Below are 17898 nucleotides of genomic sequence, written 5' to 3'. Positions count from 1 at the left end.
CTTTCTTATTTAGGGATATGGTGTTATAATCTTTCTATAAAAATTAGAAAAAGGAGAAGGTGCCTATGAATTTTAAGAAAGCAGCAGCAACGAGTTCTGCAATTGTAATTGGGGCAACAACAATTTTGACAGGAATTCCGACTTCTGTATCTGCCGCACAGGTTCATACGGAAGTGGTACAGGAAGAACTTTCTACAAAAGAAACACAGGCAGAAACAAAAGTTGGGGAAGACACAAAAAAAGAAGTAAAAACGGAAACTGAGACGCAAAAACAGGATACGCAAAAACAAGAAACATCAAGTGAGGAAGGGCAGAATCTGGAATCCCCAAAAACGGAAGAGACTGCTCCAAGTCCTGCACCGGAAAAATCGGAAACTGAGACAGAAACCACTCCGAAACAGGAAAAGGTAAAAGAAGAATCAGAAGCGCAGCAGCCTCAGAACTCAAAAGAAGAAACTCCAACAGAGGAAAAAACAGAGGAAACTCAGCCAGTAGGAATTAAAATTGATGAAACGAATTTTCCGGATGCAGTTTTTCGGGCAGAACTGGAGAAAAAATCTTATGGTGAGGACGGTGTCTTAACTCCAGAGGAAATAAGTAAAATAGATCGGCTTAGTATTAATAATCCGAAAATAACTTCATTGCAGGGAATTCAGTATTTTACCGAACTGACAAGTATATATATTGCGAACACCAAGATAACCAATTTAGATTTAATCGGTTTGAATAAAATGGATACGATACACATGGCTTATAATTCCCAGTTATCGTCATTGAAAATTTCTTTACCGGCGCTTAAAAACCTGAGTTGTACCAACAATGGGCTGACGACTTTGAGTATTGACGCCCCGGCCTTGGAGCTCTTGAAGTGCCAGGGGAATAAACTGACTTCTCTGAGTGTGGATGGTTCAAAGGTGAGAAGTATAGAGTGCTATAATAATGAACTGCAAACTCTTTCCTTGAATACGCCGGCTTTGGAGGTTTTGAGTTGTTCCGACAATCAATTGACTTCCCTGGATGTGTCTGATATTAAAACTTTGACATCCGTGACTTACGACAATAATCCTCCATTAAAAACTCTGGATTTCAGAGGATGTGACAATCTGGAAAGAGGATATCATTCACAGAATCAGGAAACCGTTTATATATCTGCTGGCATGACGAAGTATATTGGTTGTCATGTAGTGCCTGAACATACAGGAAACCTGATTATTGATTTGAATGGTTATTTCATAGTAAATTCGGATGGAAGCAAATCGGTAGATTTGAATCAGGTCATTTCGCCTGCTTTTATTAAAGTTCTGGAGAAAGAAGGACATGCCTGCTTTGATTCAGAGACACATATTTTAACTATTCCGGCACAAGATAAAGCCACGGTATTAGAGGCCGGATTTGACGGTCAGATAAATTCAACAAAATGGACCTTTTATACAGATATCACGGCCGTGGATGACTGTGTTGTAAAATTTGACAGCATGGGCGGTACTTTGGTGGAGGACCAGATGCTCAGCAATGGAGAGAAGGCTGCGGAACCAACGGTTCCTGTGAAAGAAGGTTATATTTTTACTGGTTGGTACACGGATAAAGAATGTACCACTTTATATGACTTCTCTGCGCCGGTGACAGCAGATATTACACTTTATGCAGGCTGGTCCACTCAAGCCGTGAATACACCACCAGTGATTACAGCCGGAGATATTACGCTGATGGTTGGAGATACCTTTGACCCATTGACCAATGTGACAGCTACAGATAAGGAAGATGGAAACCTCATTCTGACAAAAGATAACATTGCGGCAAATGATGTAGATACCAAAAAGGCGGGAACCTATCACGTTACTTATAAAGTAACAGATAAAAATGGAGCTTCTACAGAAAAGACCATTACAGTAACAGTAAAAGAAAATACCCCGCCTACCATTACAGCCAAAGATATAACGCTGAAGGTAGGGGACAGCTATAATCCTCTGTCCGGTGTTACAGCAGAAGACAAAGAGGACGGAAAAATCACCTTGACAAAAGACAACATTATAGCAAATGATGTGAACACGTCAAAAGCGGGAACCTATCATGTTACTTATAAAGTAACAGATAAAAATGGAGCTTCCACAGAAAAGACCATTACCGTGACTGTGAAAAAAACTACAAAAACAAGTGCAACTACGAAAAAGTCACCGAAAACAGGTGATATGGCAAACCTGGGTCTGCTGACTTCCATGTTAGCCGGTTCTTCCGGACTGATTGCCGTTTTAAAAGGAAAGGGCAGAAGGAAAAAATAAAGGAATTTTAAATACTTTACAAAAAGAGGCCGCCTTTGGGCAGCCTCTTTTTGTTGCTGAAAAGTATCGCATCTCTCACCGCTTTAAAAGCAGAAAAGAAATGACAATATTGAAGTATCATGCTATTATTTATGAATGATACAAATCTATGATATAGGAATTTAAAAATACTCAGTTGCAAAGAATTTCAGACAGGAGGAACAACCGCATGAATTGGAATATACCACCGCTTTTTCCGGTAAAAGGCGTTATCTTTGATATGGATGGCCTGATGCTGGATACGGAACGAATGATTCAATATAGTTGGGAAGTCACAGGAGGAGAACTGGGATACTCCAATTTTGGCAGCAATATTTTGCACACTCTGGGCATGAGCCGGGCCCAGAGAAATCAATATTTTCTGGAAAAATACGGGGAGGATTTTCCGCTGCAGCAGTTTACAGACCGTTATCATGAGGTTTATCATACCTATGAACGGGAACATGGGATTCCGCAAAAGAAAGGACTGAAAGAGCTTCTGGAACTTTTAAAGCAGCGGCAGATTCCCATGGCTGTGGCGACTTCTACCCATGGAGAGCACACGATACCGGAATTGAAACGACAGGGGATTTTCTCTTACTTTCAGGAAATTGTTACAGGAGACATGGTAAAAGAGGGGAAACCTAATCCCCGTATATACCAGCTTACCTGCGAGAAACTGCAGCTATGGCCGGAGGAAGTACTGGCCTTGGAGGATTCTTATAATGGAATCCGTTCTGCCAGCCAAGCAGGCACGAAAGTCATTATGATTCCGGATATTCTCACGGATGATACCCCGGTAAGTTCCTATCTGTACGGGAAAATGGAATCACTGACCCAGGTGGCCCAGTGGATTTCCGGCCAGGAAAAATAGAAAATATTTTATTTATACCAAGGTAAAATATACAAAAATGAAATCCAGATATGAAAAGGAGGATTGGCTTTATGAAACGGAAAAGGAAACTTTTATTCGTTGTTGTTTTCGTTTTATATACAGTGATACTTGCTGGTATTTCTTTTTTCATTGGAAATCAAAGCGCAAGAAAACAGATAGAAAATTTAGCAGATGGGGGTACGGCAGAAACGTTCTATGCTGAGATTTCGGACAGAAAAAATAATTTTCTGCGAGTAACAGGGCTGGAAATAAATGATATAAATTTTCGTGGAGATTTTGTCTTTTCCATTGATGAGGAGACAAAAATGACGTGGAGATATACAGAAATCTCTGTGGAAGATTTGGACATAGGTGATACTGTTTCCATCACTTTTACCGGAGAAATTCAGGAAACAGCACCTGCAAAAATTACTCATGTGACGCAAATACAATTGCTGGAGGATGAGAAATAAAACCAGAACAGGCGTTATGGATGAGGATAAAAAGAATCAAGTGCGCTTATGAAATCCTTAAGTACGGAGGCTTTGCAGTCTTAGCTAAGGCTGTTTTAAAACAATAGACTTTTTTTCAGGAACTGCCGTTTGCACAATTCAAAATCATGCGCGGCAGTTCCTTTTTTATGCCCCGGTCAGAGATTCAGATACGGATGCGAAAATGTTATAAGATAGACATAAACCACTCCACAGTCTTGGGATTGTAGTGAGAGAAGAAGAGGCTTTCGCCTTTATCCAGGGTTTCAATGGCTGCCATATCTTCGCTGCTCAGTGTAAAGTCGAACACGTTAAAGTTCTGTTCCATTCTGTCTTTATGAACAGACTTAGGAATCACAACCACATCACTCTGCAGGAGAAAACGGAGAGCCGTCTGGGCAGCCGTCTTGTTATATTTCTTTCCGATTTCGGTCAGAATGGGATTGGTGAACATATCGTTTCTGCCTTCTGCAAACGGTCCCCATGATTCAATCTGGCAGCCAAGTTTCTGCATGTATTCTCTGGCAGTTTTCTGCTGTTGAAAAACATGAGTTTCGATTTGGTTTACAGCCGGTTTAATCTCAGAGAAATGTTCCAGGTCAAGATACCGGTCCGGACCAAAGTTGGATACACCTATGGCACGTATTTTTCCGGCTTTATAAAATTCTTCCATTGCGCGATAAGTTCCATAATAGTCTCCAAACGGCTGATGAATCAGAAGCAAATCCAGGTAGTCTGTGCGAAGCTTTTTCAGAGAGGCTTCAATAGAAGCTTTTGCTTTTTTAATAACCTGCATTTGTAATCCATACTTTTGTTGTGAGGAAAAATTCTTCACGGGTTAAGCCACATTCGGCCAAAGCGTCCCCAACCCCCTCTTCATTCCCATAGGCCTGGGCTGTGTCAATACTTCTGTATCCCACTGCAATTGCGTCCAGGACACATTTTTTTGTATCATCAGGAGGTGTCTGATAGACTCCATATCCTAATTTCGGCATTTTAATTCCATTATTTAAAGTAACATATTCCATAGATAGTACCTCCTTTTATGAAAAGTAATTTTTATTTACAAGTTATACTTTACTTGATAATACAGAAAATGTACAATATTTATATGGAAAACTGCTTTGCAGAAAATGAAAAGTAAATAGAGAGAAGGAAGAAAGGAAGGAAACAGGATGTTGGATTTGAATGAACTGGAACAACTGATTGCTTTTGCAGATACAGGCACTTTGTCAAAGGTAGCAGAGGATTTCCATATTTCTACGCCGTCCGTTACCCGTTCTATGAAGAATGTGGAAGAGGCCTTTGGTGTTCCACTGTTTCACCGGACAAAGAATCGAATTGAACTAAATGAGACAGGAAGTATGGCTGTGGAATATGCCAGAAAGGTTTTGGATGAAGCGGAACATGCAGTTCGGAGAGTGAGAGAGTATAACGCCAGAAGAAAGACCATTACTGTAAAATCCTGTGCCCCGGCGCCATTATGGAAACTGCTCATGCAGTTAAATGGCCGGTATCCGGAAATGACGATTTCTTCTGGGATAGGACAGAATGAAGAAGTTTTAGAAGCCTTAAAGCGCCAGGAATGTGATTTTGCAATCTTGCCTTTTATGATTCAGGATGAGCATTTTGTCATAAAAGAATATATGAAAGAAAAACTCTTTTTCTGCGTACCAAAAAATCATGAACTTGCCAGATATAAAGAGCTGTCATTTCAGATTATCAATGGATTCAACTTTCTTTTGCGCTCAGAGCTGGGCTTTTGGGATACTATCTGCCGGAAAAAAATGCCTGCCTCTAGATTTTTGGTACAGACGGATGAATTTACAATGAACGAACTGATAAAATCATCATCGCTGCCATGTTTTGTAACGGACGCAGTGATGTCACAAGGGGCTATAGATACAGAGAAGAGAGTTGCGATTCCTATGACCGATTCTGAGGTAAATGTCACTTTTTATCTTGCGGTTAGGAAGAAAAAAGCCTGTGCATCCGTCTGCCACAAAGAATACACAAGCTTTTTTGACTGTTAGGCTTCTAAGACCTGTAAGTGTTCTACCAGAAGTTTCCGGATTCCCGGATATTCCCCCAGTCCTTTGACTACCGGCTCTACTTCGTATCCGGCAGCTTTAAACTGACTGTACCAGGATTCCGGGTCATCCCCTGCCATATCGTTTTTCGCATGGTCGCCTGCCACAATCATAAAGGGAGCCAGAACCACTTTAGAAGGTTCATATGCCTTTACCATACGCAGAAGACTTTCCATGGTAGGATAGGCCTCCACTGTTCCCAGGAAGATGTTTTCATATCCCTTATCTTTAAAGGTATAGTCCAAAGCCGCATAGATGGAGTTGGCATAATGGGTTGTGCCGTGTCCCATAAGCACCAGAACTTCTTCTTTCTTCAGGTGGGAAAATTCTTCAGCCACAGCCTGGATGACGCTCAGCTTGTCCTGCTCGCTGGTAAGAAGGGGATCCCCGAAGGAAATAGAATGAAAATATTCCTGATAAGACAAAGCGTCTTCTTTCATCAAATCATTTTCAATTCCATTGATAACATGGGTGGGCTGCACCAGCACGTCGGTGATACCGTCTGCCCGCATTTGTTCCATGGCTTCTTTTACCGTGTTGATATGAATATTATCGCGCTTGTTTACTTTTTTGATAATCATCTTGCTGGTCCAGGCCCGATACAGAGGGTAATGGGGGAAGGCCTGCTGCATATCCCGTTCAATAGCGTCGATGGTGACTTCCCTGGTATCGTTATGGCTGGTGCCGAAGCTTACTGCCAGAATGGCCTTTCTGGTTTCGTTTGACATGATTTTCTTACCTCCGTAGTGTGGATTCAAATTTACTTCTGCAATATATTGTTCCAGTGCCTTCAGATTTTTCGGCAGCGGAAGAGAGGATTTCAAAATCCCTTTTTTGCACAGGCTTTCGAAAAGCTCCAGAACCGCCGGGGGCTCCAGATTGGTCTGCCTTAAAGCTGCCCGGTTTCCGAAAACTTCGGCGGGGCTGCCGTGCATCAGCACCCTGCCTTCGTGAAAGAGCATGACTTCGTCCGCCCATTCATAGGCATAATTGACGTCATGAGTGGCCATGAGTACCGTAATGCCGTTTTCTGTCATGCGGTCTACAATGTGGTTGACCATAGTGGTGTGTTTGGGGTCTAAAGCTGCCGCAGGTTCGTCTAAAATAATAATGTCCGGGTGCATAACCAGAATGTCGGCAATGGAAACCTGCTTTTTCTGTCCTCCGCTTAAAGCATGGGTGGGTTTGTGGCGAAAAGGAGTGATTTCCAGATAATCAATGACTTCCTCCACTTCTTTTTTTGCCTGGTCTTCGGAAATCCCCAGGTTTAAAATTCCAAAAGAAATTTCCTGGTACACGCTGGCAGAGAAAAGCTGGTTGTCCGGGTCCTGAAACACAATGCCCACTTTGCTGCGCAGATGTAATAGTCCCTTTTTGTTATAGTTCACTTCTTCTCCGTTAAAATACAGTTTTCCCGACTGGGGTTTATGGATTCCCGTGCAGCAGAGGAAAAACGTAGACTTTCCGCTGCCATTGGCTCCCATAAAGGCCACTTTCTGTCCCCTTCGGATTTCCAGGGAAAGTCCGTTTAAAGAGTGGGAGTTGTCATCATCATAGGAAAAATGCAGATTATCGGCTTTTAATATCATATCTGAATTCATGAAAAAAATCTCCTCCATACAGCAAAAATAAATAAGGCGGTATCGAATGCCACAATGGCAGCAATGATTCGTTTCCTGGGAGGCCGGTTTTCCGACAGAACCCGTATGGTGCCGTCATAGCAGCGGGCTTCCATAGCGTCGTAGAGCCGGTTGGAACGTTGTACAGCCCGTATCATCAGCACAGATCCCAGCATACCGAAGGATTTCAGAGACGTCCGGTAATCCTTATTTCCCAGTCTGCAGTTTTGGGAAGTGGAAATGGCAGAAGCCACATCCAGCAGTACGAAGATAAACCGATAAATCAGCAGCATCAGTTCAATCAGCAGACGGGGACAGTGCAGTTTCCGCAAAACCTCCAGAATATCGGGCATTGGGGTGGTAAAGGACAAAAAGTACAGGCAGGAAACCGCGGAAAGAGCGGTGAGAATCAGCTGTACCGCATAAAAAAAGGAATGGTAGCTTGCCGTCAGATACCAGTTTCCAAGGGGAATGGCAAAGAAATCCATGGGAACCTGTTTTAAATTGAACATAATGGCTATGGTACTTAAAAACAAAAATGCCAGAGGTACGGTGAGAAACTTAAGATAACGCAAAACAGGGACTCCCCCTTTCCAAACGGTAAGAATCCCTGTCACAGCTAATACGATACCTGCCACCGCAGTCGAACGACTCATTACACAGATACACAGTGTAATCACTGCAAAGGCAAATTTCTCACTGGCATTTTCATATCTAAGCCGGGAATTGTAACACAGCTTATCAATGACTATCATAGAAACTCCTTTCGCCAGAGAACTTTAGTTTTCATCTTTCATCCATTTTTTACGCTCTACAAAACGTCCCATAAAAAAGGCAATGACGCCTACGCCAATACCGGTCTGGAGACAGAAGAGCAGGCTTTCCACTTCGCCGGGAAGTTCTCCGCCAATGAGCTTTTCAAAAATGGGGGTTGCCCAGGGTTCATAGGAGGAATCCACTTCCTCTACCACGGTGCTTCCGGCATCGTCGGAACCGCCGAATTCCGCGTCTTTTAAGACAAACAGCGGAACAAATGCAATTAAGAAAATAACCAGAATGGCCAGAATGACTTTTTTCTTCATCTTATTTTCCCTCCTTTAAATAACCAATCGCACGAAGTTCCGGTTTAGCATAGGTTTCCAGACCCATGATAATCAATACCGTGATGACGCCTTCAATAAGAGCCAGAGGAACCTGTGTAGGTGCAAATACCAGCAGGAATTTGCCTACTGCAGCGCCAAAGGTGGTATCCGCATGATGGGCAAGAGCCATCTGTACCGCAGTCACGCAGTATGTAAATAAGTCACCTAAAAATGCGGCCAAAAATACACAGACTTTTTTATCCACATTGGCCTTTTTCAGCACAACATAAAGACCATAAGATACAAAAGGTCCTGCGATTGCCATGGAGAATGTGTTTGCTCCAATCGTAGTCAGTCCGCCGTGTGCCAGTAAAATAGCCTGGAACAGGAGAACAATCAGCCCCAGAATGGAAACGGCAGACGGGCCAAACAGAATTGCTCCAAGCCCGGTGCCTGTCATGTGAGAACAGCTTCCGGTTACGGAAGGAATCTTCAAGGAAGAAATTACAAAGACAAAGGCGCCGGACATAGCCAGCAGGGTGACCAGATTTCGGTGTTCGTTTAAAGTTTTTTTGATAGACATGAATCCTGCAATGAGAAACGGTACGCACAGGACACCCCATGCGATGCAGAATCCTCCCGGAAGGTAACCTTCCATAATGTGCATGGCACTGACGGTTGGGACAATGCCGAAGGTAAGCGCAAAGGCGCTTGCCAGTACCAGAATACGTTTTTGATTTTTACTCATTTTTCTTCTCCCTTCTGATTTGCATGAATAAAATAAAAAACCTGTACGGCAGGGACCGACAGGCATCAGAAGAACAAGAGGTTATAGCAAGGTGAATTGATATGCTATGAGCCAACCTGTTCTTACACAAGGCCATCGTTCGTAACCTGTGTAAATCGCATGTATAAGGCAGGTCTTCTGACTCAGGTATCTTTGCTGCATTTTGCCTTCCCATTACAACAGTGGCATATTAAAATACAGCTCCTCCATTACAGCGGCGTGACCGTGTAAGATTTTCACTTAACTTTCCTATTCTCCTGCATAGCAGGCACCGTTATACATTCGATTCTTGTTCCATTGTAGCATATAGGGAAATTTTGTCAATGTTTTGTCAAATGAAATTGTACAAAAATCACAAAATACTTAAGTTGCACCCAAAAGAATTCTATGCTAAGATGAAAAAAGATTTTTAAGAAAAGCAACAAAAGATATGGGAGATTAAAAAACAATGAGTATTTCCATGATTGGCATTGACTACAGCAGAGCAGCCGTGGACATCCGCGCACAGTTTTCTTTTACCAAGAAAAACGCTGTAGCTGCAATGGAACATTTAAAGGAAGAACCGGGCATTGCAGGCTGTATTATTTTGTCTACCTGCAACCGAATGGAAATTTGGGCAAGCACCACGGAAGACTGGCAGGGTTCTCTCTATGAATTTTTGTGCCGGGAAAAAGGGAAAGAACCGGCAGAATATGCACAGTATTTTGCGGAAAGGACAGAAGAGGAAGCAGTAGAACATCTTTTTTATCTTACCAGCGGTCTGAAATCCCAGATTCTGGCAGAAGACCAGATCATTACCCAGGTAAAGGATGCCCTGAGTTTGTCCAGGGAAGCCTACTGCACGGACAATGTGCTGGAGGTACTGTTTCGCATGGCGGTGACGGCAGCCAAGAAGGTAAAGACAAAAGTCATCTTTTCCAGGGGCAACAGTTCCGTGATTCATCAAGCCATTCACTGCCTGGAGGAAAAGGGCTTTTCCTTGTTTGGCAAAACCTGCATGGTTATCGGAAACGGAGAAATGGGCAAGGTGGCGGCGCTGGCTCTTAGAGAAGCAGGTGCAGAGGTGACGGTTACGGTGCGCCAGTATCGAAGCGGCATTGTCAATATCCCCAAGGGCTGTGAGCGGATTAATTACGGTGACCGGGGAGAATTTCTGCCTCAGTGCGATTTGGTTGTCAGCGCTACGGCCAGTCCTAACTATACACTGACCAGGGAGCTTCTGGAAACCGTCCCGCCCGTGGAACATCTGGTATTGATTGATTTGGCCGTACCAAGGGATATTGAACCCTCTGCCGGAGAACTTTCCGGTATTACCCTGTACGACATAGACAGCTTTAAGATTGATGCGGTTTCTCCGAAGCTGCAGCAGAGTCTGGAAAAAGCCGGGGAAATTTTGCAGGAACAGATGGAGGATTTTTACAACTGGTATGGCGGCAGAGACTTAATTCCCAGAATCCAGGACATTAAGGCAGAGGCGGTGCAGGATTTAAATCTCCGGATACTGAAAATTCTGCGGAAAACTCCCATGGAAGAAAAAGACCGGGAAAATCTGTTGCAGGCCATTGATACAGCTGCGGCAAAGGTGGTTAACAAAATGATGTTCGGGCTGAAGGATTCTCTGGAAGAAAAGGAATTTTTAAACTGCGTGGAAGGACTGGAAAAACTGTATGAAAACTGAAAAGGAAAATAAAAAATTTTTTCCTGTGTTTATAGACCTGAGCACAAAGAGAGTCGTAGTGTTTGGCGCGGGGAAGATTGCCACAAGGAGAGCAGAGACGCTGCTGTCTTTTGCAGGGGAGCTTATCGTCATTGCTCCGGCCTGTACAGAGAGGATTGCACAGCTTTTTGAGGAAGGAAAGCTGGTATATAAAGAAAAACCTTATGACCGGGAAGATTTGTATGCAGCAGATGTGGTGCTGGCTACCACAGATGATACAAAAGTCAATGAGGACATTTACAGCGCCTGCAAATGTCTGGGGATTCCGGTGAATACGGCCAGCAATCAGCAAAAATGTGATTTTCATTTTCCGGGTATTCTGGAATATGAAGGCGTGGTGCTGGGCTTTAACGGCAGCGGAAAAGACCACAAAAAGGTAAAAGAGGTCCGCGAAAAAACCCGGAAAGCCCTGGAACAAATCCGAAAGGAAGAAGAAAAATGCGAAAAATAATCATTGGAAGCCGGGAGAGCAAACTGGCAGTGGTGCAGAGCGAAATGGTGAAAAAGGCCATTGAGGACAGCCACGAAGACATAGAGGTGGAGATTTACACCATGAAAACCACGGGGGATAAGATTCTGGACAGAACCCTGGATAAAATCGGCGGGAAAGGACTCTTTGTAAAAGAATTGGACAAAGCTCTTTTAGACAGAAAAACGGACATTTCCGTGCATAGCTTAAAAGATATGCCCATGGAAGTACCAAAAGAACTGCCGCTTCTGGCTTTTTCCAAAAGAGAAGACCCAAGGGATGTGCTGGTACTTCCCCAAGGGGTACATACGCTGGATAAGACGAAACCCATTGGCTGTTCCAGTCTCCGGAGAATTTTGCAGTTAAAAGAACTGTATCCGGATATGGAGTGCAAAAGCGTAAGAGGCAATGTCCAGACCCGTTTGAAAAAACTGGACAGCGGGGAATACAGCGCTCTCATACTGGCTGCGGCAGGACTGAAACGGCTTGGGCTTGAAGCACGGATTTCCCGGTATTTTCAGCCGGAAGAGATGATTCCCGCTGCAGGACAGGGAATTCTGGCAGTGCAGGGACGGGCCGGAGAGCCTGGGGATTATCTGAAGGAATTTTCCGACTTGGAGGGATTCTATGCGGCAGTGGCAGAACGGGCCTTTGTCCGGCATTTAGACGGCGGCTGTTCCTCTCCTGTAGCAGCCCATGCCGTAGTCCGTGAGAAGGAAATCGTCCTTCGGGGCTTGTATTATGATGAAGAAACCGGAAAATATGAAAAAGGCATGATAACCGGTCCGGCAGAAGAAGGGGAAACGCTGGGTATTTCTCTTGCACAAAAACTGCGTGATACATGCAAAAATCAAGAATAAAGGAGCAGATAACATGAGTACAGGAAAAGTCTGGCTGGTAGGAGCGGGACCGGGAGATGCGGGGCTCTTTACCATAAAAGGAATGGAAACACTGCAGCAGGCAGAGGTGGTGGTTTACGACAGTCTGGTGGGACAGGAAATTCTCTCCCGGATACCGGAGAGCGCCCGCTGTATCAATGTGGGAAAACGGGCTTCTCATCACACTATGCCCCAGGAACAGATTAATCAGGTATTGGTAGAAGAAGCAAAGAAAGGACACCGTGTGGTGCGCTTAAAAGGCGGGGATCCCTTCCTTTTCGGACGGGGCGGGGAAGAACTGGAACTGCTGGTGAAAGAGGGGATTCCCTACGAAGTAGTTCCGGGTGTGACTTCTCCCATTGCCGTGCCGGCTTACAATGGAATTCCTGTGACACACCGGGACTTTACCTCTTCGGTGCACATTATTACGGGGCATAAGAAGCAGGGAGCGGCTTATGATATTGATTTTAACGCACTGGTACATACAAAGGGAACTCTGGTCTTTTTAATGGGAGTCAGCGCGCTTTCTGATATCTGCCAGTCCCTTTTGCAGGCAGGTATGGATCAGGATATGCCTGCGGCGATTTTGCAGAAAGGAACTACAGCAGGTCAGAAAAGAATTGTGGCAACGGTTTCTACATTGGAGGAAGAAGTTAAGAAACAGGGCATTGAGACCCCTGCTATTATTGTAGTGGGAAAGGTCTGTGCTCTGGCCAAAGAGTTTGCCTGGCATGAAAAGCTGCCTCTTTCCGGGTATAAGGTTATGGTTACAAGGCCAAGAGATTTGATTTCCTCTATGGCTTCCAGGCTGCGGCTTTTGGGGGCGGAAGTTCTGGAACTTCCGGCTATCCGCACAGAACCCTTAAAAGACCAGACGCTGCTTTATAAAGCCCTAAAAGCAGTGGATACTTACCAGTGGGTTGTATTTACCAGCCCTACCGGAGTGCGGATTTTCTTTGAGGAATTGTTAAAATCCGCCACTGACATTCGGAAACTGGCGCACTTGAAAGTTGCCGCCATTGGAAAAGGGACGAAAAAAGCTTTAGAAGAAAAGGGCTTTTTTGCTGATTATATGCCGGAGGTTTTCGACGGAGAGGCTCTTGGAAGAGGGCTCTGTGAGCTTTGTGAGGGAACGGAGAAAATTCTGCTTCCCCGTGCAAAAATGTGCAATCAGGAAATCCTTGCAGAGCTTGCCAAAAAGCCGGGGATTCTGGTAGATGACATTTCCATTTACGATACGTTCTATGAGACCAGGGATTTGCTTGACCGCAAAAAAGAATTTGAAACAGGAAGCATTGACTGTGCGGTCTTTACCAGCGCGTCTACGGTGCGGGGCTTTAAAGAAGCCACACCGGGACTGGATTATACCAAAGTGAGGGCAGCCTGCATTGGCAGACAGACCCAGGCTGAGGCGGCGGCTCTTGGCATGGAAACGTATATGGCCCGGGAAGCGTCTATTGACAGCCTTCTTACTCTGGTAATAGAATTAAAAGGAAAAACAGCCTGCAAGTAAGGCAGAAGGAGTTGGAAATTATGGATATGAACATCAGGCCAAGAAGATTAAGAGGCAGCGAAATTATGCGGAAAATGGTCAGAGAGACACGAATAGACAAAAGTTCTCTGATTTATCCGATTTTTGTAAAAGAAGGTACGGGAATCAAGGAAGAAATTGCTACTATGCCGGGTCAGTACCGTTACAGCGTTGACCGGCTTCCAAAGGCTTTGGAGGAGCTTTTGGACGCAGGAGTCAATAAGGTAATGTTTTTTGGTATTCCTGATGTGAAGGATGAGGTGGGAAGCCAGGCATATGCCAGCGATGGTATTGTGCAGAAGGCTTTAGAGAAGGCAAAAGCGGAATTTCAGGGCGATATGTACCTGATTACCGATGTGTGCATGTGCGAATACACTTCTCACGGACACTGCGGCGTCCTCTGCGGACATGAAGTGGAAAATGATAAAACTCTGGAACTTCTGGCAAAAACAGCCCTTTCCCATGTACAGGCAGGCGCGGATATGGTGGCGCCCTCTGATATGATGGATGGAAGAGTACGGGCTATCCGCAGTCTTTTGGACAGGAATGGACACAAGGAAATTCCCATTATGTCTTATGCGGTGAAATACGCCTCTGCTTTTTACGGTCCTTTCCGTGACGCGGCAGGTTCTGCGCCGTCTTTTGGAGACAGGAAAAGCTACCAGATGGATTTTCATAACCGCAGAGAGGGGCTGAAAGAGGCCCTTCTGGATGTGGAAGAGGGCGCGGATATTCTTATGGTGAAGCCTGCCATGTCTTATCTGGATATGGTACGGGAGGTAAAGGACCGGACTCAGATTCCGGTGGCTGCTTACTCAGTCAGCGGAGAATATGCCATGGTAAAAGCCGGGGCAAAACTTGGCTACATTGAGGAAGACCGGATTATCTGTGAGATGGCAGCCAGTGCATACCGGGCAGGCACAGACATTTATCTCACTTATTTTGCAAAAGAAATTGCCAGATTTATAGAGGAAGGAAGAATCGGATAATGACAAAATCAGAAGAATTATTTCAAAGAGCAGTAAAGAGAATTCCGGGAGGCGTCAACAGCCCGGTACGGGCCTATGGCTCTGTAACGGAAGCACCACGCTTTATTCAGGGAGCAGTGGGCTGTAAAATTTTTGATGTGGACGGAAACGAATACATTGACTACATTGATTCCTGGGGACCTATGATTTTAGGACACAACAATGAGCAGATTAAGGAAGCGGTTATCCGCGCCAGTGAAAACGGTCTGAGTTTTGGCTGTGCTACGGAAAAAGAAGTGGAAATGGCGGAATTTATCTGTGAGAGAATTCCTCATGTAGAGATGATTCGCATGGTAAACTCCGGCACTGAGGCAGTCATGAGCGCTCTGCGCGTGGCAAGAGGCTATACGGGAAAATCCAAAATCATTAAATTTGCCGGCTGTTATCATGGGCATACAGACGCTATGCTGGTAAGTGCCGGAAGCGGTGTGATGACCAGTGGAGTACCGGACAGCGCCGGTGTGCCAAAGGGCTGCACCCAGGACACCATGATTGCGGTTTACAATGATTTAAACAGTGTAGAGCAGCTTTTGGTGGAAAGTAAGGATCAGGTAGCGGCTGTGATTGTAGAGCCGGTAGGGGCCAACATGGGTGTAGTTCCTCCAAAGGAAGGCTTTTTGCAGGGTCTGCGGGATTTGTGCGACAAGCACGGGGCACTGCTGATTTTCGATGAGGTTATTACGGGATTCCGTCTCAGCTTTGCCGGAGCAGCCGGATATTTCGGAATTACCCCGGACCTGGTGACTTACGGTAAGATTATCGGTGCAGGTATGCCTGTAGGGGCTTACGGCGGAAGAAAAGAGATTATGGAAATGGTGGCGCCGGCAGGCCCGGTATATCAGGCAGGGACTTTAAGCGGAAACCCCATTGCTATGGCAGCGGGACTTGTCCAGTTAAAAATCCTTTGGGACGACCAGGATATTTATAAACGCCTGCATCAGAAAGGAGAACTGCTTTTTGACGGTATCCGAAACATTTTCCGTGAAAAGAATGTGCCATACCAGGTGAATTCCGTGTCCTCCCTGGGCTGTATCTTCTTTGCCAAAGAGCCGGTAACGGATTATGCTTCTGCAAAAGCCTCAGATACCAAAGCCTTTTCCGATTATTTCCAGTATATGTTAAACCACGGGGTACATATGGCGCCATCTCAGTTTGAAGCCATGTTCCTTTCAGATGCCCATACGGAGACAGACATTCAGGAAACCCTGCAGCTTTTGCAGCAGTATTTCGCATAAGGAGGCAGGCAAAGCCCTATGGATAGCAATCTTTCAAACCTTGTTTTTCTGCTGCTGTTTTTTCTGGCTGCATCGATATTGATTCTCGTGCAGAATCGTTCCAACCAAAAGAGGTTTTTAGCGCGGATAAAAAATTCCTGGGGACAAATTCCTCAAAAGGAATACACCTACGAGGAACTGGAGCATATTGCCCAGTTCTTCCGACAGCGTGAAAAAAACGGCTTTTACATTGATGACATTACCTGGAATGACCTGGATATGGACCGTATCTTTATACTCATCAATCAGAGCTGTTCCCCTGTAGGGGCGGAATGTCTCTATAATCTTTTGCGGAAACCGGTTTTTGAGGAAAAAGAGTTGAAGGAAAGGCAGCGGCTCATAGAGTTTTTCCGCAGTCATCAGGAAGAACGGCAGAAGCTGCAAATGCTTTTGGCCAGTATCCGAAGACCGGGAAATGTGGGGATTTTTGAAGCTGTTCATGTGACAAGAGAAGTTACGGTTCAGGGAAAAACGGGACAGGTGCTCTGCTTGGGGGCATTTTTGCTGTCGCTGCTGTTTTTTGTCTTAAAGCCGAATCCGGGGGTGCTGGTTTTTCTGCTTGTCTGCCTTGTAAATATCGGAACTTATTGGGGCAAAAAGGGAGAAATTGACGCTTATCTCACCAGTTTCGGCTGTGTACTTCAGCTTCTTGAGGCCCAGAAGAAGCTGGAAAAAGCAGGGATTCACCAGCTAAAAGAGTATGAGGAGCAGGGAAAACAGTATAAAAAGCAGCTTTCCGGCTTTCGAAAGGGAGCATTTTGGGTAACGGAGCGCAGCAGTACGGCAGGAGGCGGATTAGGAGGACTTTTTATGGACTATATCCGCATGATGACCCATATCGACTTGATTAAATTTCACGATATGATGCACAGCATGCAGGAGCATATGACAGAAATCGAAGGACTGATTTCTCTGTTCGGATATCTAGAAAGTATGATTTCCATTGCGTCTTTCCGGGAAATTCTGCCTTATTACAGCCTGCCCCAGTTTCTTTCCGAGGACAGGGCCCGAATGGAAACAGAAGATTTGTATCATCCTTTGATTTCCCATCCGGTATCCAACAGTATTTCTGCCCAGGGCGGAATTTTAGTCACAGGCTCCAACGCTTCCGGAAAGTCTACGTTTTTGAAAAATGTTGCCATTAATGCCATTCTGGCTCAGACGGTTTACACCTGCACAGCTTCTTCTTACCGTGCCCCATATTTTAAGGTGATGACTTCTATGGCGCTGCGGGACGATTTGGAAAGCGGAGAGAGCTATTTCATCGTGGAAATCCGTTCTTTGAAGCGGATTCTGGATGAGGCGGACCGGGACGGAAATCTGCTCTGTATCATTGACGAGGTGCTGCGGGGAACCAATACCATAGAGCGCATTGCCGCCTCCTCTGAAATTCTGTGGAGTATTTGCAGAAGCCATGTGCTGTCTTTTGCAGCTACCCATGATATTGAATTGTCTTACATACTGCAAAACCGCTATAAAAACTATCATTTTGAGGAAGAAGTGGGAGAAGATGACGTGGTCTTTAACTATCTTCTGAAAGAAGGGCGCGTGACCACCCGAAATGCCATTCGCCTTCTGGATATGATGAAATATGACCGGAAACTGACCCAAAGGGCCCGCCGTGCGGTGGAACATTTTGAGCAGGAAGGAGTATGGGAGAACATGGAAGATTCGGTTGATAAATGTCGATAAATAAAAGAAAATAAAGCACGAATTCTGACAATTTTTCTTGACACAGAGCACAAATATTGTCATAATAGA

15 protein-coding genes, 2 pseudogenes and 1 riboswitch are annotated in these 17898 nt (G+C 44.9%); of the genes and pseudogenes, 11 read left to right on the top strand and 6 right to left on the bottom strand.

Annotated features, from left to right (window positions below):
* Positions 1-65: 65 nt before the first annotated feature.
* From G5A70_RS10540 to G5A70_RS10530, 3 genes are all read left to right on the top strand, one after another.
* The gene (locus tag G5A70_RS10540; protein WP_173749605.1) at positions 66-2279 is read left to right on the top strand and encodes an immunoglobulin-like domain-containing protein; all 2214 of its coding nucleotides are present in this window, start codon (positions 66-68) and stop codon (positions 2277-2279) included.
* A gap of 208 nt (positions 2280-2487) precedes the next feature.
* On the top strand, positions 2488-3171 hold the full coding sequence (locus tag G5A70_RS10535; RefSeq protein ID WP_173749604.1) for an HAD family hydrolase: 684 nt from the start codon (positions 2488-2490) through the stop codon (positions 3169-3171).
* A gap of 71 nt (positions 3172-3242) precedes the next feature.
* On the top strand, positions 3243-3644 hold the full coding sequence (locus G5A70_RS10530) for a DUF3221 domain-containing protein (RefSeq protein WP_173749603.1): 402 nt from the start codon (positions 3243-3245) through the stop codon (positions 3642-3644).
* A 205-nt stretch (positions 3645-3849) separates the two neighbouring features.
* On the opposite strand, the pseudogene G5A70_RS10525 reads toward G5A70_RS10530, so the two are convergent.
* Positions 3850-4690: pseudogene (locus G5A70_RS10525) on the bottom strand (aldo/keto reductase).
* A gap of 147 nt (positions 4691-4837) precedes the next feature.
* Between G5A70_RS10525 and G5A70_RS10520 the strand changes: the two are divergent.
* Positions 4838-5695, top strand: coding sequence for a LysR family transcriptional regulator (locus G5A70_RS10520; RefSeq protein WP_173749602.1), 858 nt, complete (start codon positions 4838-4840; stop codon positions 5693-5695).
* On the opposite strand, the gene G5A70_RS16140 is transcribed toward G5A70_RS10520, so the two are convergent.
* The 5 genes and pseudogenes from G5A70_RS16140 to G5A70_RS10500 form a co-directional block, all read right to left on the bottom strand.
* Positions 5692-6480, bottom strand: a complete 789-nt coding sequence (locus G5A70_RS16140) for a sirohydrochlorin cobaltochelatase (protein WP_226853658.1) — start codon at positions 6478-6480, stop codon at positions 5692-5694. The two genes, G5A70_RS10520 and G5A70_RS16140, sit on opposite strands and share 4 nt — an antisense overlap.
* A gap of 270 nt (positions 6481-6750) precedes the next feature.
* A pseudogene (locus G5A70_RS16135) lies at positions 6751-7341 on the bottom strand (energy-coupling factor ABC transporter ATP-binding protein); the annotation flags it as partial.
* An 8-nt stretch (positions 7342-7349) separates the two neighbouring features.
* Positions 7350-8126: a cobalt ECF transporter T component CbiQ gene (gene cbiQ / locus G5A70_RS10510; RefSeq protein ID WP_173749600.1), complete on the bottom strand. Its 777-nt coding sequence runs from the start codon at positions 8124-8126 to the stop codon at positions 7350-7352.
* Between the two features lie 24 nt (positions 8127-8150).
* Positions 8151-8453 (bottom strand): energy-coupling factor ABC transporter substrate-binding protein, encoded by a 303-nt coding sequence (locus tag G5A70_RS10505; RefSeq protein ID WP_173749599.1) that lies wholly within the window; start codon positions 8451-8453, stop codon positions 8151-8153.
* A 1-nt stretch (position 8454) separates the two neighbouring features.
* Positions 8455-9201, bottom strand: coding sequence for an energy-coupling factor ABC transporter permease (locus G5A70_RS10500; protein ID WP_173749598.1), 747 nt, complete (start codon positions 9199-9201; stop codon positions 8455-8457).
* Positions 9202-9350: 149 nt separating this feature from the next.
* Positions 9351-9531, bottom strand: a riboswitch (cobalamin riboswitch).
* 157 nt (positions 9532-9688) lie between these two features.
* Here G5A70_RS10500 and hemA point away from each other — a divergent pair.
* From hemA to G5A70_RS10465, 7 genes are read left to right on the top strand one after another with little or no spacing between them, the layout of a single operon-like run.
* The gene (gene hemA / locus G5A70_RS10495) at positions 9689-10918 is read left to right on the top strand and encodes a glutamyl-tRNA reductase (protein ID WP_173749597.1); all 1230 of its coding nucleotides are present in this window, start codon (positions 9689-9691) and stop codon (positions 10916-10918) included.
* Positions 10908-11408: a precorrin-2 dehydrogenase/sirohydrochlorin ferrochelatase family protein gene (locus G5A70_RS10490; protein ID WP_173749596.1), complete on the top strand. Its 501-nt coding sequence runs from the start codon at positions 10908-10910 to the stop codon at positions 11406-11408. The genes hemA and G5A70_RS10490 overlap by 11 nt, the downstream gene beginning before the upstream one ends.
* On the top strand, positions 11396-12286 hold the full coding sequence (gene hemC, locus G5A70_RS10485) for a hydroxymethylbilane synthase (protein ID WP_173749595.1): 891 nt from the start codon (positions 11396-11398) through the stop codon (positions 12284-12286). Before G5A70_RS10490 ends, hemC begins: the two co-directional genes overlap by 13 nt.
* A 13-nt stretch (positions 12287-12299) precedes the next feature.
* Positions 12300-13817, top strand: a complete 1518-nt coding sequence (gene cobA / locus G5A70_RS10480; RefSeq protein WP_173749594.1) for a uroporphyrinogen-III C-methyltransferase — start codon at positions 12300-12302, stop codon at positions 13815-13817.
* Positions 13818-13837: 20 nt separating this feature from the next.
* Positions 13838-14824, top strand: a complete 987-nt coding sequence (gene hemB, locus G5A70_RS10475; RefSeq protein ID WP_173749593.1) for a porphobilinogen synthase — start codon at positions 13838-13840, stop codon at positions 14822-14824.
* Positions 14824-16098 (top strand): glutamate-1-semialdehyde 2,1-aminomutase, encoded by a 1275-nt coding sequence (gene hemL, locus G5A70_RS10470; RefSeq protein ID WP_173749592.1) that lies wholly within the window; start codon positions 14824-14826, stop codon positions 16096-16098. The genes hemB and hemL overlap by 1 nt, the downstream gene beginning before the upstream one ends.
* A gap of 18 nt (positions 16099-16116) precedes the next feature.
* Complete coding sequence (locus G5A70_RS10465) at positions 16117-17829, top strand: MutS-related protein (protein ID WP_173749591.1); 1713 nt, start codon at positions 16117-16119, stop codon at positions 17827-17829.
* The last annotated feature ends 69 nt before the right edge of the window (positions 17830-17898 follow it).

It is taken from the genome of Blautia hansenii (assembly GCF_013304445.1).
GTDB lineage: Bacteria > Bacillota > Clostridia > Lachnospirales > Lachnospiraceae > Blautia.
This window is presented reverse-complemented; position numbering and strand designations above follow the sequence as displayed.